The 13,765-nt window shown below is 51.9% G+C and carries 13 protein-coding genes; 2 read left to right on the plus strand and 11 right to left on the minus strand.

Annotation, left to right across the window (positions count from 1 at the left end; translation table 11 throughout):
• Positions 1 to 191: 191 nt before the first annotated feature.
• Positions 192 to 1,409: a DMT family transporter gene (locus ABKA16_RS03595; RefSeq protein WP_380998637.1), complete on the plus strand. Its 1,218-nt coding sequence runs from the start codon at positions 192 to 194 to the stop codon at positions 1,407 to 1,409.
• Here ABKA16_RS03595 and ABKA16_RS03600 read toward each other — a convergent pair.
• The 3 genes from ABKA16_RS03600 to ABKA16_RS03610 all read right to left on the minus strand — a co-directional run bounded on the left by ABKA16_RS03600 (position 1,357) and on the right by ABKA16_RS03610 (position 5,128).
• Positions 1,357 to 3,939, minus strand: a complete 2,583-nt coding sequence (locus ABKA16_RS03600; RefSeq protein ID WP_380998635.1) for an HAD-IC family P-type ATPase — start codon at positions 3,937 to 3,939, stop codon at positions 1,357 to 1,359. The two genes, ABKA16_RS03595 and ABKA16_RS03600, sit on opposite strands and share 53 nt — an antisense overlap.
• 12 nt (positions 3,940 to 3,951) lie before the next feature.
• Positions 3,952 to 4,692: a hypothetical protein gene (locus ABKA16_RS03605; RefSeq protein ID WP_380998633.1), complete on the minus strand. Its 741-nt coding sequence runs from the start codon at positions 4,690 to 4,692 to the stop codon at positions 3,952 to 3,954.
• A gap of 85 nt (positions 4,693 to 4,777) precedes the next feature.
• Positions 4,778 to 5,128, minus strand: coding sequence for a DUF1304 domain-containing protein (locus ABKA16_RS03610; RefSeq protein ID WP_380998630.1), 351 nt, complete (start codon positions 5,126 to 5,128; stop codon positions 4,778 to 4,780).
• A gap of 211 nt (positions 5,129 to 5,339) precedes the next feature.
• On the opposite strand from ABKA16_RS03610, the gene ABKA16_RS03615 reads away from it, so the two are divergent.
• Positions 5,340 to 6,065 (plus strand): amidohydrolase family protein, encoded by a 726-nt coding sequence (locus ABKA16_RS03615; protein WP_434156715.1) that lies wholly within the window; start codon positions 5,340 to 5,342, stop codon positions 6,063 to 6,065.
• A 73-nt stretch (positions 6,066 to 6,138) separates the two neighbouring features.
• Here the strand turns inward: ABKA16_RS03615 and ABKA16_RS03620 are convergent, their stop codons facing one another.
• The 8 genes from ABKA16_RS03620 to ABKA16_RS03655 all read right to left on the minus strand — a co-directional run bounded on the left by ABKA16_RS03620 (position 6,139) and on the right by ABKA16_RS03655 (position 13,630).
• Complete coding sequence (locus ABKA16_RS03620) at positions 6,139 to 6,354, minus strand: GNAT family N-acetyltransferase (protein ID WP_380998628.1); 216 nt, start codon at positions 6,352 to 6,354, stop codon at positions 6,139 to 6,141.
• Positions 6,355 to 6,383: 29 nt separating this feature from the next.
• Positions 6,384 to 6,620, minus strand: a complete 237-nt coding sequence (locus ABKA16_RS03625) for a hypothetical protein (RefSeq protein ID WP_380998625.1) — start codon at positions 6,618 to 6,620, stop codon at positions 6,384 to 6,386.
• A 191-nt stretch (positions 6,621 to 6,811) separates the two neighbouring features.
• The gene (locus ABKA16_RS03630) at positions 6,812 to 8,113 is read right to left on the minus strand and encodes a class I SAM-dependent RNA methyltransferase (RefSeq protein WP_381000116.1); all 1,302 of its coding nucleotides are present in this window, start codon (positions 8,111 to 8,113) and stop codon (positions 6,812 to 6,814) included.
• A gap of 102 nt (positions 8,114 to 8,215) precedes the next feature.
• Complete coding sequence (locus ABKA16_RS03635) at positions 8,216 to 8,962, minus strand: DUF3159 domain-containing protein (RefSeq protein WP_380998623.1); 747 nt, start codon at positions 8,960 to 8,962, stop codon at positions 8,216 to 8,218.
• 19 nt (positions 8,963 to 8,981) lie between these two features.
• Positions 8,982 to 9,746: a DUF3710 domain-containing protein gene (locus ABKA16_RS03640; RefSeq protein ID WP_380998620.1), complete on the minus strand. Its 765-nt coding sequence runs from the start codon at positions 9,744 to 9,746 to the stop codon at positions 8,982 to 8,984.
• Between the two features lie 85 nt (positions 9,747 to 9,831).
• Entirely contained in the window at positions 9,832 to 10,689 is an 858-nt protein-coding gene (locus ABKA16_RS03645) for an exodeoxyribonuclease III (protein ID WP_380998618.1), read from the minus strand.
• A gap of 54 nt (positions 10,690 to 10,743) precedes the next feature.
• The gene (locus ABKA16_RS03650; protein ID WP_380998615.1) at positions 10,744 to 12,450 is read right to left on the minus strand and encodes a peptide ABC transporter substrate-binding protein; all 1,707 of its coding nucleotides are present in this window, start codon (positions 12,448 to 12,450) and stop codon (positions 10,744 to 10,746) included.
• 121 nt (positions 12,451 to 12,571) lie between these two features.
• On the minus strand, positions 12,572 to 13,630 hold the full coding sequence (locus ABKA16_RS03655; protein WP_380998613.1) for a tyrosine recombinase XerC: 1,059 nt from the start codon (positions 13,628 to 13,630) through the stop codon (positions 12,572 to 12,574).
• Positions 13,631 to 13,765 lie beyond the last annotated feature (135 nt).

A 13,765-nucleotide genomic window follows, 5' to 3' on the forward strand; every position in this document is an offset into this window, starting at 1 on the left:
TATATTCAAACAGGGGTCTGGTACCGTAACAGGTTTCAGGCCCCTTTCTGCATGCCCGGCACATATATGGCACTCCATGTATATGGCGCATAAGAGTGTCATGGTTATAACCGTGGTATACCCTTAGAATTATATGATGTAATAATTATCAGCCCGCTGCAGCGGCACGGCCAGCACCAGGGAGGGATACCATGCGCAATGTTTCGCAGCACCATACCATTGAAGGCTCCCTTGCTTTAGTCATGGCTGCAGCATGCTGGGGTTTTGCATTCGTCTTTTCCGTTGAAGGCTCAGACACTATGTCGTTCTGGTTTTTCAATGCAACGCGTTTCACGCTGGCTTCACTGAGCCTTCTGCCTTTCGCGGTATGGAGCTTCATCAGACGCCATAACCTTATAGCAAGGCGGCATGAGCGGGCAGAAAAGATCCTCCAGTCCCTTGACCAGGCTGACGGTCCTGCAGGAAAAGAAAAACCATCAGGAAAAGGCGTACGGAGGAACAGGGGGCTGAGTAAAACAGGAAAGGCGCACAGGCATACTGCATCCCTGAGAATACCGGTCATTGCCCTGTCGGATATCAAAAAACCGGGTTCCTTCCTCTACCGGATACTTATCTACTGTGTCTGCGGCGTATTCCTCTTCAGTGCAAGCACCGTCCAGCAGCTTGGGGTCGAAATCTCAAAGCAGGCTGCGCATGCAGGGTTCATCGCAGCGCTTTATATTATTGCTGTGCCTATACTTGCCCGCATTTTCCTGAAGAAGAAAACCTCAGTGACGGCTATAACAGGGATCATTATTGCAATCATCGGCTTCTATTTCCTCAGCATCTACGGTAAAAGCGGCCTGTCCGGAATAGACTTTTCAGACCTCATTTTTCTTGCTTCTGCCACACTTTTCGGTGCGCATATCATTATTATCGATGCCAACATACGCCATGTTGACACTATGATGCTTTCTTTCGTCCAAAGCCTTATTGTTGCTGTCCTCAGCTGGATTGCTGCTGCATGGGACGGATCCATCAATATGCAGGCAGCCGTACACGGATGGGTCTCCATAGCCTATACAGGTATTGTCGCCGTTGGTGTTGCTTATACGCTCCAGATAGTTGGGCAGATGTACGTACAGCCCGCGCAGGCTTCTATCCTGATGTCCCTTGAATCATTATTCTCAGCCGTAGGCGGGGTCTTCATCCTCCATGAGACTATGACGGGACCTGCTATTTTCGGAAGTATCCTGATTTTCTGCGGCACGGTCCTGTCACAGATACCCTTTGAAAATATTCGCCTCCACAGGAACAGAGATACCGTCCCTGCAATAGAAGAGTTTAAGGAGCCTCGGGGGCAGGAGGGGTCGGCCGCTACCGGGACCGGACCGGACGACGTCCGGAATGGTCCGTATACCGCGAAATAATGCCCTGTACACCGTAGCAGACGAAGAAAAGCACCACGGCGGCACATACGGCTGCTGCTGTGATAACCAGACTCTGCCCGACAGGAAGGTGTATTTCAAAGAACCTTGCGATAAACGGTATGAATGCGCCAATGACCCCTGCTGCGAAGAAAAACAGGACTAAAATACCGCGCCACGATCTCAGAGGGCGTGCAACCCTTGCAAGGATTGCAATGCCAACTATAAAAAGCACAATACTGCACACGGTCCGCAGCTGTGCAAGATCCGAACCGCTATAGCTCCAGTGCATCAGCGGCGGCACTATCCATGCTGCCAGCAGGACGGACAGCCCTGCAGCCACGCCTCCGGGGAAAGCAAAAGCAACTACCCGTTTCAGGAAACCCGGTATATACCGGCGTGTATTAGGCGCAAGCGCCAGGATGAATGCCGGAGTACCGATAGTAAGGAAACCGATATATGTAATATGCCTTGGCAAATATGGGAAAGGCATGAAGCTCAGCACTACGCCAAGCGAGATAAGCACGGAATATACGGTTTTTACCAGGAACAGGCTTGCCACACGTTCCATGTTAGCCATCACCTGCCGGCCGCGTGCGACCACACTGGGCAGATGGGAGAATTTCGAGTCCACAAGCACTATCTGGGCAACAGCTTTTGTGGCAGGCGTCGCGTTGCCCATCGCAATGCCAAGGTCAGCCTCTTTGAGCGCCAGGGCATCATTAACGCCATCACCTGTCATAGCTACGGTATGGCCTTTACTGTGCAGGGCCTGCACTATTGCTTTTTTCTGCTCGGGGAGCACACGGCCGAGGACATCTATATCCTCCAGGACTTCTGCAAGTTCTTCAACGTCATCGGGAAGATTGCGGGCATCCATATACCGAGGCATGCTATCGCCTGTCAGGCCGACTTTCCCGGCTATCGCCGCCACTGTCCCCGGATTGTCCCCGGAAATCACGCGGCATCTCACGCCCTGTTCACGGAACCACGCTAAAGTTTCACGGGCATCGCTGCGGATAGACTCGGAACAGATAATAAGCGATACAGGTACGATCCCGGGATTTACCGTTTCAGCGGGATCACTCCCCTGCACATTTGTTTTCGGCGCATATGCCAGGAGGAGGACGCGGGACCCCTTCTCGGCAAAGGCTTCTATGCGTTTAAAAACATCAGGGTACAGGCTTCCGGGATCATTGGTATCAGCATCGATCGCAGCCTGGGAACCGGAAAGGAGTACTTCCGGAGCGCCAAAGAACCACTGGGAACCATCTGCATACGTAATAGAGCTCCATTTCCTGGCAGATGAGAAGGGGGTGCGCGACTGTATGCTTCCCGGTTTGCTGTCAGATGGCGTACCTGTCTTGCTTTTCAGCCCTTCCAGGACTGCGCGGGCTGTTGCATTCGGGGATTCTTCATTGCAAATATCAGCGAGTGCACGCCTGACCGTTTTCTCATCAGGATATCTGGGGCTGCCGGTATCAGCATCATTGCTATCCCCAAGGTTTTCAATGCTGTCAAAGACTATCCCGCCATCAGTGATAGTCCCTGTTTTATCAAGGTTCAGGGCATCCACACGTGCCAGGGTCTCTACAGCATCCAGCTCCTGGACAAGGGTATTCTGACGTGCAAGCCGCATGGCTGCTATGGCAAAATTGAGCGATGTCAGCAGCACCAGGCCTTCCGGTATCATGCCTACAACTCCGGAAACAGCAGATATATCGGCATCCTTCCACAGGTCAGAAGTAAATGCGGCCTCAAAACCTCCAACTACACGTATCTGGCTCCATGCAAGGAGGACGACCATAGGGATGCCGATAATCGTCATGACTTTAAGTATCTTATTGATGCCATCATTTAAGTCGGAATGCGTTTTTGTAAATTTTTTGACCTGTGAGGTAAGCTTTGCCGCGTAACTATTGGCGCCCACAGCAGTCACCTTTACAAGCGCCATGCCTGCTGTAGCTGTACTCCCCGACTGCACGGAATCCCCTTCGCTTTTTTTCACGGTTCGGGATTCCCCGGTAAGCATCGACTCATCAAGCTCCAGGCCATAGCTCGCCAGGACCTGCCCGTCTGCAGGGACCTGTTCACCTGCGCGTATCCACAGAAGATCGTCAAGTACGATCTTATCGCGGGTGATCTCCGTGTTAGTCCCATTCCGCCGGACTGCATATGATGCCTCTACCAGTATGGACAGCCGGTCAAGGGTACGTTTTGACCTGACTTCGCTGAAAATGCCGATCCCTGTATTGATGATGAGCACGAATCCGAACAGGGCGTCACGCCAGCGGCCTGTGATAAGTACCAGTATCATAGCGGTAAAGATTATCGCATTGAAAAGGGTGAAAACATTGGCGCGGATGATCTGCCATATTGAGCGTGACGTTTTTTCTTTAAGCGCGTTAGTCTGGCCGGCGCTTATCCTCTGCTGCACTTCGGCAGTGCCCAGCCCAAGCACCGCGACTTCAGGCAAGGCGGAAGCCGGTTTCTGCTGATCTGCCTGTGAAATTACCTGTGAAGCCTGTGCCATATATTCCTGTTCCTACTCTGTCTTATGTTTATTGATCACACTTCTCAGTACGGTAGCATGAGGGGTATCATCAATAACAGCCCTGATAACATCCAATGGCCTCATTGCAGGCGCCGGCCTTTGTTCTGTGCCCGGTTGAGAGCTACCGGACTGGGTCGTCTGTTCAACTGAAATATTCCATAATGCTGCATAATATTCAGACCCTATACCCATGTTTTTTGCCTGCTGCTCAGAAGTATTGACCAGTATGGCTGCAGTCCTGTGTGTGCGCACCTTCTCGAGGGCCCGGGCAAAAGCAGCCTTATCGGCCCGGGAACACCGCGGATCTGTGGCTGCCTGCGGATGTACAACGATCACATGGACATGGCGCTCAAGATATGAATCGATCTCTGCCACCTGCGCCCTGACGCTGTCCGATGATGATGTGCTTTCAGTGCACGCAATAGGCGAGTACGAAGCAACGGCATATGTCTGGGACAGCTCGCGGCTCAATGCCTGCATCACATTGTCTCCGGCCCCATGGGTACAGCAGGCCCCCACAAGGCCAATACGCATATCGGTATCATCAACGCCATCAGCCAGTGTATAGCCGGGATCACCGGGAAAATATGAATGCCCGATAGCGCGTGAAGATTGCCCTCCCGAAATCTTCGAACAGGCAGACAGCATAATGCACACACATATGCAGAAAACAACTGTACGCAAAAATACCGTGCTGCTGTGCTGCCTGTATGCTAGTGGCTTTCCGGTCATACAGGTATTCTACCTTTTATCTTCTATATATCCTGCTATATGCCCGTATATACTCGCATTGTTGCGCATCAGCTGCAGTACTGCCCTAAAAAAAGCACAGGATAAGCGCAATAATGGCAAGCCCGCCCTGCTTGAGGATAATAGTTTTGCTGACAGTAAAGCTTCCATAAAGGGCAACACAGACAATATAAGCGAGCAGCCCGGCAACCGCATACTTGCTGTGGAGCACAAATGCTGCAAGGATAAGGAGGACGGCAATACCGAGGTTATAGACCCCCTGATTCTTCATTGCAGTTTTCATGGCAGGCATTTTCAAGTCTTTGACGTCCATCCCGAAAACTTTTGCTGTTGTCCCCGAATCCGGGATCACAGTTTCCAGATAGAAAATATATGCAAATTCGGCTGCTATCAGGCAGCAGAAAATCTGCAGCGCCATATTCATTTTTTCTCCTTCATAGGGTCCGTATCCTACACGGCTTTTTAACTACAATATCAACAGTCTATCCTGCCGTGTGTAACTAAGCGTATGCCTGGCAGCTTAAATTGAGGCCGGAATCAACTATTCTATTTTTTCCCTGCCCTCACCGCATATCCATAACGGTAATGATGCCAAATCGGCGGCAGCTGCCCGGAAGATCAACGAAGAACTGGGAGCAGCAGTCCATGATGATCCCGGACATTTCGGCTTTACAGCCTGCCTTCCGCTCCCCTATGCCGAAGGGTCTTTGGATGAGATTGCGTATTCTATGGATACGCTGGGCGCATTAGGCGTCAAATTCCCTACCAATGCCAATGGCGTATACCCGGGGGATCCGAAGCTTGATCCTGTTATGGAAGAGCTCAACAGACGCAAGGCGCTGGTCATTATCCACCCCAACCGGGCGCGCCAGGCTCCGAAAGATGTTATCACAGGCAAGGTTGCTGCGCTTTTCGAATATCCCGCGGATACGACCAGGGCCCTTCTCAATATGATCGCACACAATATTATGGTACGGTTCCCCGATATCCGCTTTGTTATCCCACACACAGGATCGTTCCTGCCCTTTATGTACCAGCGCATGAAAGGCGTCTCAAAAATACTCGCCAGGAACGGGCTTATGGATGAAACCAATGTTGATGATAATATCCGTTCCCTTTATTTCGATATTGCAGGGGACCCTGAACCCAACCAGCTGGATATGCTCCTTTCGATAACCAACGATGATCATATTGTATACGGATCAGATTTCCCGCACTCGCCGGCGAAAATTATTGAGATAAAAAAACAGGACCTTGAGCACAGCAAAAAGTGGGAAAGCATACTGCCAAAAATATATGGAGAAAACGGTGCCAGGCTTCTTACAGATATAGGGGCAGCTGTTCCTCTCTCTTAAATTTGGGTATAGAAAAAAACGGTGCTGCTATCGCCTGGATTGAGTATATTAATTATACAAACTGGGATTTGCGTTATAGCTTCAGAACGGCAATGAGTTCTTCCCCGTCCTTTTCGTCTGTTTCAGCAAAGCCGAACGAACTGTATAGCTGGCGGGCAACATCATTTTCAGATTCATACGATAGCCAACAATACTCTGCTGCTCCGCAAGGAAAAGTATTTATAAAATCCAAGGCAAGGCTGACTGCTTTCCTGCCAAGCCCCTTACCCTGATAATTCCTATCTATCATAAGCCGCCACAGGTTATAATTCCCCCTGGCTATCTTAGGTGCGTTTCCCAGTAATCATCGGCATCAAATCCTATCATCAGGAATCCAACGGGCACATCATCTTCGTATATGTCAAAAGGGAAAGCATAGCCATTTCCGGTGAGCGCCGTGTAAGCTTCAATAATACTTATATCATTGGCTGCAACAAAGCTTTTCTGATCATCAGATACTTCAAGTCTTATAATGTCCCATACATTTTTTCCATTGACTTTTTCCAATCGAAGCATACTTTTATCCTCGCTAAATCCAATTTTTGATTTACTGTAATGCTCCCTTAGTATAACTCCACACTTCTTCTTAATCTGTGTAATATAGGTGTGAGAACATTTAAATCAAATTTTTCTAATATTATTCTCTGATTTGCGTATAAGTCGCTTTGCTTTCAGCAGATGCCGAATCAAGTTCATCAAGCTTAATTTCAAATATCTATATACTTATCGGCAGCGAGTTTGGACAACACTGCTACCGTCTCAACGTGATGTGTCATTGGATAAATATCGTGGGCATATATGGAGCTAAGGATATACCCGCTGTCCAGCAGATACGCGGTATCACGGGCAAGGCTGGCAGGATTGCATGAAATATAAATAATGCTGCGGGCCCCTGTCTCACTGATCTGTTCGCAGGCCCTTCGGCCGGCACCGGACCGCGGAGGGTCAAGGAGGATAATATCGGGATGGGTAAGCCGGGAGCGGACCGTGTTCCCCAGTGAACGGAGAACCTTCACTACATCGCCCTCAAGTACTGTCACATTATCTGCCCCTGCCTCTTTCAGATTTCTCCGGGCATTCCTGACAGCGGCGGGTGCGCCTTCAACACTGAGTATTTCCGCATGAGGGTACAGGGCAGCTATCGGAAGGGTGAACAGGCCGGAGCCTGAATATAAGTCCCAGATAACGCGCGCACCACCTGCGCCGGCATCAGCTATTTCCTTCAGGGCAGTACCGGCCAGTACTTCAGGGGCCATGCGGTGCATCTGCCAGAAGCCCTCTGCATCAACATGGTAAGTAAAATCAGCCCTGTTATCAAGGATAACCCTCTCCGTCAGCTCACGTCTGCCGTACAGCACTTTCCCGTTAACAAGGACAGCATAATTGCCGCTTTCTATGAGGCCGGGGTCGCCGGGCCGGGGTTCGGGCGCACTGATGCGGATATGGTCATCAGGGTCAAACGGATGGGACCATAACCCGTGATACTCCGCGATACTGCACAACTGCTGCGATGCCAGAGGCATCCCGTCTAAGGCTACACGGGTATGCGACTCGCGCCTGCGCATAGAAAGGTGACCGTTCCCATCTGCGATAAGATCCAGACGGGTCCGCCAGTGGAGCCCTCCTGCCTCCTCGTCTCCAGGCGCCGGACTCACAGGAACGCTGACATCGATATGCCCCAGACGCTTCATCTGCTCATTGATAACCGCCTGTTTCCATGCAAGCTGCCCCTGACGGGACACATGGACCAGGTCGGCCCCGCCAACGCCGCCGCCCCATGCAAGCGGCCCAGCTAAGGGCCATACGGGTTTCACACGGTCGGGGGTGGCTGTTATGACTTCTATGACTTCGCCTGTCCAGAACCGGTCTTTCCGGTTATGCGGCTCATCAATAAGGATTCTCACCCGCTCCCCCGGCAGGGCGAAACGCACAAACACGACCCTTCCGTCTATATGGGCCACGCACCTGCCCTGATCTGCGTAACGCTCTATCTCGGCTTCAGCCTCAATACGGCTGCCCGAAGCCTCCGCGCCGTTCCCGGTGGCGCTTGCCGTATCTGATGCAGTCACAATATTATCCATAAAATTTCCGTAGGCTGATGAAGAAGCCGGCTACTTTTCTGCGGGCACTTCAGGAGAAGTATCTTCCTGCCTATCAGAAGCTTCCTGCTGCCTGGCAAGTTTATTGCGATGTATATGGTCAGCTGCAATAAGCCACGAGACCCAGATAACAAGGGCATACAGCGGCAGGCCCATAAGAAGGCGTGCTGTGCCGAGCAAGTCTATCCGGTTCGTGTAATACAGGGGTACCTGGACGGCAAGCCTTGATATAAGCACTGCGACCCATATCCACGTGATATAGGTGTATGCACGGTGCAGGCCGGGGTCATCATTCCATCTGTGCAGCCACTGCGAAGGCCTATCAACGGATGCGTCCCTCGTGAACTCCACTACGCAGCCGACCCCCGGTATGCGGGCTGCAAGGGATACGACAAGGAGCACAATAAGTACTGCATTGACAATAAAACCCGGAAGGTAATAATTACGTGCATCCCTGCTCAGCCATGCCCAGACAAGGCATATGGCAACAGCACCTATACCTGACAGAGCGCCTGTTATGGGCTGCCGCTGCAGCAGACGTACGGCGAGCTCCGCAACCGCTATAGCAACAGATACCAGGACAGTCCACAGCAAGGAGTGTGTTGTTACAAAAAGGGCAAGAAAAACAAGCCCGGGAAGGACCGATTCGACCATTCCACGGATGCCCCCAATAGCAGCGATCACAGAAAAATCATCTGATGCCAGCGAGCTTATGCCTTTTCGGGGATACCAGCCCCGACGTGATGTACCATTATCCATGTTTATACGATACCAGCCATTACCGCAGTTCAGAGAACAGGGGACCGCGTGTCAGGGAGGTCTGTACAGTTGTCTGGACATCATAGCCGTCAGGCTGTGCAGGGCGTTTAGCCTTATCCTCCAGAGGGCCGTCGCTGTCATCATCCTGCTGCGGCGCATGAGGCACAGTCATAGGGATGAGGTCGCGCGGGGCCAGCGGCTCACTGCCCCGGTCAACAACTATCTCAGAGAAAAAGTCATCGAAGACAGTTTTTTCGTCACTACCTTCCCGGGCGGCAGGGCCTGTAAAAATACCCCGGAGCATCCAGCGCGGCCCGTCTATCCCTACAATTCGGGACACAAATTCCTTGTCTTTGACTTTGACCGGGAGGAGTACTTCAGCGCCGAAAGTGCCGTCAACTTCCTCAGCTTTTGCATTCGATTCAATAAGTTCAGAACGGATATCATCCCACAGGCCCATCGTTTTAGGCGCAGCAAAGGCTTCAAGCTCAAGGCTCGAATCGCCAACAGTAAGGGTTGCACCGATAATGGTCTGGGTATCCCCTGTATTCTGCGCTTTCAGCCGTAACTGGGCGCCGTCAAGCGCAGGCAAATACATAGCGCCGATATCGATCATTGCATCAAAATCAGGCGCATCCTCATCGTTAATGTCCCATGGCCCGGCTGTTTTTTCGCCACTATCCCCAGGAACAGGGGCTGTTTCAGGATCTTTCGCGCTTTCTTCTGACTCAGTTTCAGGCTGCGAAGCATGCCCTTTTTTCGATTTTTTTCCAAAACCAAACATTATATTCCTATCGCTATAAGTATCTGCTACTGCTGCGTATACACTCCATAACTATAGTTCCACCCCTATAGCTCTACAGGCATGATCATATATCATAAGCAACTGTCAGAGGCGCATGGTCGGACCACCGCGTGTCATAGCTGTCTGCCCGGTCGATCGTAAAACTGAGGGCTCTCCTGGCAAGCCCCGGAGTAGCGAACTGGTAATCAAGACGCCAGCCGGTATTGTTGTCGAAGGCCCGTCCGCGCTGGCTCCACCATGTGTACGGCCCCTGGATATCCCCGGCAAGGCTCCGCATCACATCAGTAAAACCGGTATCCCCAAGGAGCCTGTCCAGATAGGCACGTTCCTCAGGAAGGAACCCCGAATTCTTTTCATTTGCCTTGGCATTCTTGATATCCGCAGGCGTATGCGCAATGTTGAAATCGCCGCACATAACCGCCTGCCTGCCGCCATTTTCGGCAACTTTTTCCAGCTCCTGCGCCCGTTCCATCATATGGTCCAGGAACCGGAATTTCTGCTTCATCTTAGCGGGGTCATCAACGTTGCCAGCATGCATATAGACATCCACAACAGTGAACCCATACCCTGAAGGCGTTGTGATATCAGCCTCTATCCATCGCCCTGTATCGACATCTTCACTCAGCCCCGCAAGCCCATACCGTTTATCAGTGATCACAAGGTCGCTGATAAGGGCCACGCCGGCACGCCCCGGGATCTTGCATACCTCATTAAGGCATCCGACACTGCCTGCGGCGCGCAGCCTGCCGCCGGTATAGTGCCGGGCGAAGCTCGCAAGGATCGCATCTGTATCTTTCTGCGGGGCGCGGACTTCCTGCATGCACAGCACATCAGGCTTATGCTCGCTTACCCATGCCTCCATATTTTTCCGATACGCAGCACGGATACCGTTAACATTCGATGTTGCAACTGTAATCGCCATATGCTGTCCTTTCCTGTTTTCCAATACCTGCCGTATACCGTCCGGTACTTTTGCCTAGAGCAGATACCGGCTGTCCCTTCTTATCTGATAATACATGGGCACGCCGTTTGAGTTAAGGGAAAAACCGCTGGTTGTGGCCGAACTCACACCGAAAGAATTTTTATACATCAGGGGGATACCCGGAAGCTGCTGGAGAAGGGTTTCTTCTGCGCTCTGGTAAAGGATGGAAGAAGAGCTTGCCGTGGCAGCAGTGAGTGCCTTCGACAGCATAGCTGTGAAATCGTCATCAGCATAACCGCTTAAATTGAAGCTGCCGTCAGCATTGGCGCTGTCCGTTGAGTACAGCGGTTTAAGATATTCCCAGGGGGTAAGGAAGCTGGGGTTCCATGTAATTCCCGCGAACCCCGATATTTCCCTCCTCTTGATTTTCCCATAAAACTCCCCTGTTGAGGGGACAGCAGCAAGCTCCACTTTTACGCCGAGCACGTCCTTAAGCTGCCGGGCGATGGAATCATACAGAGCCTTATTATCTGCCTGCGCATCATACGAGATGCGTATAGCATCATCGCTGCCCCACGGCCTGATGCTGTCTGCCTTAGCCCATAAAGCCCTGGCCTGAGCCTTACTGTATGTAAAAACCTCGCTGCCGCTTAAGCTGTCGGTATACGCTGCAATCCCAGGGCTCAGGAAATCTGTTGCAGGCAAAGCCAGGTTTGGCATAGTGTCAGAGATCAGTGATGTACGCTTCAATGCGCGGGATATAGCCTGCCTGCGCAGAAGCCCTTCATCATCAAATCCGAAATGGGGATAATCCTGCGAGACCATAAGCATCTGGATACGCGAACCCGACCCGTTAACCGCGATGGCCTTCTTATCAGACGCAAACGTCTTGTATTTATTTCCGGGGACGGTATCAAGGACATCAAGCTTCCCGTCCTGCAGATCTCTGTACGCCTTCCGGCTGTCCGAATAGAAAATGAATCTGATGCCGTCATTCCGTGCAGAATTTACAGAATGATAGTTCAGATGAGGGATAAGCGTCATACTCTGAGGGTGCCCCAACGGATCCCAATACCACAGCCGATAGGGGCCGTTACCGACAGGGGCCTTTTCGAAGCCTGACGGATCGGCATAGAACGACTGCGGAAGCGGATAGAAAGCCCTGTGCGCAAGCATGCTGATAAAAGTCAGGCAGGGTTTGCTGAGTTCAATAGTAAAAGTCGTATCATCGATAATATTCAGGCCGGAAAGCTGCGCGTCATCAGCAATATCGCTTCTCCTCAAATCATCATACCCGCTGATCAGCGACAGATACCCTGCGTTAGGCTGATGGTGGCGGATATTTGCCTCGTAGCTCCATGCTTTTGTAAAAGATTCAGAGGTCACATTTGTGCCGTCGCTGAAAGCCATATCCGGACGGAGGGTGACTGTAAACTGCGTATAATCGTCGTTAGGCTCAATAGATACTGCGGCATCATAATGCCACTTCCCGCTGCTGTCATTGGATACAAGGCCGGCGAACAGGAGATCTGTTATCCGGGTGCTTGAGCCGTCTTGTGCCTTGCCCGGAGTTATGGCGTCTACAGGCCATGTATTATAAGCAGTGATAATTTTAGAAAGATCAGTATTCCGGGCGCCTCCTGGCGGTGACGGCACTGCAGCGGTACTGTTCCCGCATCCGCCCAGGCCAATGCATAAAACCGCTGCACATAAGGATGCAATGCCCGCATGCCAACGCTTTATACGCCTGTGAACAGCCATCTGATATGCCCCCTGCAATTTCGCCTATACCTGTAATGGCTCCATTCCTATACCCTACAAGGATATAGGTCTGCTCCAACAAAGGGGCCGCACCGTGCCGCCCAATGGCCTTTTATCATGATCATGCCCGCGGGAATGCCTGTTCGTATTTGCGTGTCAGCTGTTCCATGGAAACATGGGTATAACGCTGTGTAGTCGCAAGAGAAGAATGGCCCAGCATTTCCTGGACTTCACGCAGGTCAGCCCCGCCGTCGAGAAGATGTGTTGCAGCTGAATGGCGCAGGGCATGCGGGCTGATATCAGGGACACCGGCCTGATGCGCAAGCTTATGGACTATATCCCTTACCTGACGCTGATTGATCCTCCCGCCCCGTTCGCCGAGGAATACAGCTTCACCGGCATCCTGGACAGAACCCTTGCCGTCGGCTTTATGCCTGTCCCCGGATCCGGCAGATCGTGCGTTCCCTGCCTGACGGCGTGCTGCAAGCAGCCTGCGCCCTTCAGCGAGCCATCTGTCCAGGGCCCTGCAGGCAGGCACTCCGAAAGGAACCACCCGCTGCTTGTTCCCCTTGCCTGTGACGCGGAGGGTACGGGAAGAGAAATCAATATCAGTCAGATCAAGGCCTGCAAGTTCTGCGACCCGGATCCCTGTGGCATACAGGAGTTCGATAATGGCATCATTGCGAAGGAAAAGTGCCCCAGCTTTCGGATCATCAGCTCTGCTCGGACTTTCCCCCTCCCTGCTGCGGCCACTGCCGGCCGCCTGCGCCTGGCTGTTCCCTGCGCGGCCTGCAGACGGTTCCTCCCCCGATACTTTCATAAGCTCATCAGCCTGTTTCTTCGTCAATACTGCGGGAAGCGTTTTCGGAAGTTTAGGAGTCCCCAGGTCCTGTGCAGGGTTTGACTGCAGCAGCCCATGGGTATAAAGGTACTCAAAAAACCCGCGTACAGAAACTATTTTGCGCGCCAGGGATGATCTGGCAACATTCCTTGATTCATATGCCATCCACATACGCAGCCCATCGCTGCTGACAGCCTTTATATCCGTTATCCCATGGAGGAAAAGGAAATGGAGGCACTGTTCAGTATCCTTGCGGTACGACTTGACAGTATTAGCACTCAGCCCCCTGTTCCTGGCCAGATAGCCTGTATATTTGCCCAGTATCGGCTCATACCACATATCAGTCCCCCTGCCTGCAGTCCGCGCATTACATCCTTTGTGCTGATTTTACCGCGGCCTGTAAATGCCCTGACTCCCATAGCATATTAATTTGCAAATGCTCCCAATTGCGGTACCTGTGCTGATCCCGGACAG

Origin of the sequence: Scardovia wiggsiae, from assembly GCF_051045985.1 — a bacterium.
GTDB lineage: Bacteria > Actinomycetota > Actinomycetes > Actinomycetales > Bifidobacteriaceae > Scardovia > Scardovia wiggsiae.

What these genes read in the sequence shown, in the direction of transcription:
- ABKA16_RS03595 (WP_380998637.1), top strand. Translation starts at nt 192, where the DNA reads ATGCGCAATGTTTCGCAGCACCATACCATTGAAGGCTCCCTTGCTTTA.
- ABKA16_RS03600 (WP_380998635.1), bottom strand. Translation starts at nt 3,939, where the DNA reads ATGGCACAGGCTTCACAGGTAATTTCACAGGCAGATCAGCAGAAACCG.
- ABKA16_RS03605 (WP_380998633.1), bottom strand. Translation starts at nt 4,692, where the DNA reads ATGACCGGAAAGCCACTAGCATACAGGCAGCACAGCAGCACGGTATTT.
- ABKA16_RS03610 (WP_380998630.1), bottom strand. Translation starts at nt 5,128, where the DNA reads ATGGCGCTGCAGATTTTCTGCTGCCTGATAGCAGCCGAATTTGCATAT.
- ABKA16_RS03620 (WP_380998628.1), bottom strand. Translation starts at nt 6,354, where the DNA reads ATGATAGATAGGAATTATCAGGGTAAGGGGCTTGGCAGGAAAGCAGTC.
- ABKA16_RS03625 (WP_380998625.1), bottom strand. Translation starts at nt 6,620, where the DNA reads ATGCTTCGATTGGAAAAAGTCAATGGAAAAAATGTATGGGACATTATA.
- ABKA16_RS03635 (WP_380998623.1), bottom strand. Translation starts at nt 8,962, where the DNA reads ATGGATAATGGTACATCACGTCGGGGCTGGTATCCCCGAAAAGGCATA.
- ABKA16_RS03640 (WP_380998620.1), bottom strand. Translation starts at nt 9,746, where the DNA reads ATGTTTGGTTTTGGAAAAAAATCGAAAAAAGGGCATGCTTCGCAGCCT.
- ABKA16_RS03645 (WP_380998618.1), bottom strand. Translation starts at nt 10,689, where the DNA reads ATGGCGATTACAGTTGCAACATCGAATGTTAACGGTATCCGTGCTGCG.
- ABKA16_RS03650 (WP_380998615.1), bottom strand. Translation starts at nt 12,450, where the DNA reads ATGGCTGTTCACAGGCGTATAAAGCGTTGGCATGCGGGCATTGCATCC.
- ABKA16_RS03655 (WP_380998613.1), bottom strand. Translation starts at nt 13,630, where the DNA reads ATGTGGTATGAGCCGATACTGGGCAAATATACAGGCTATCTGGCCAGG.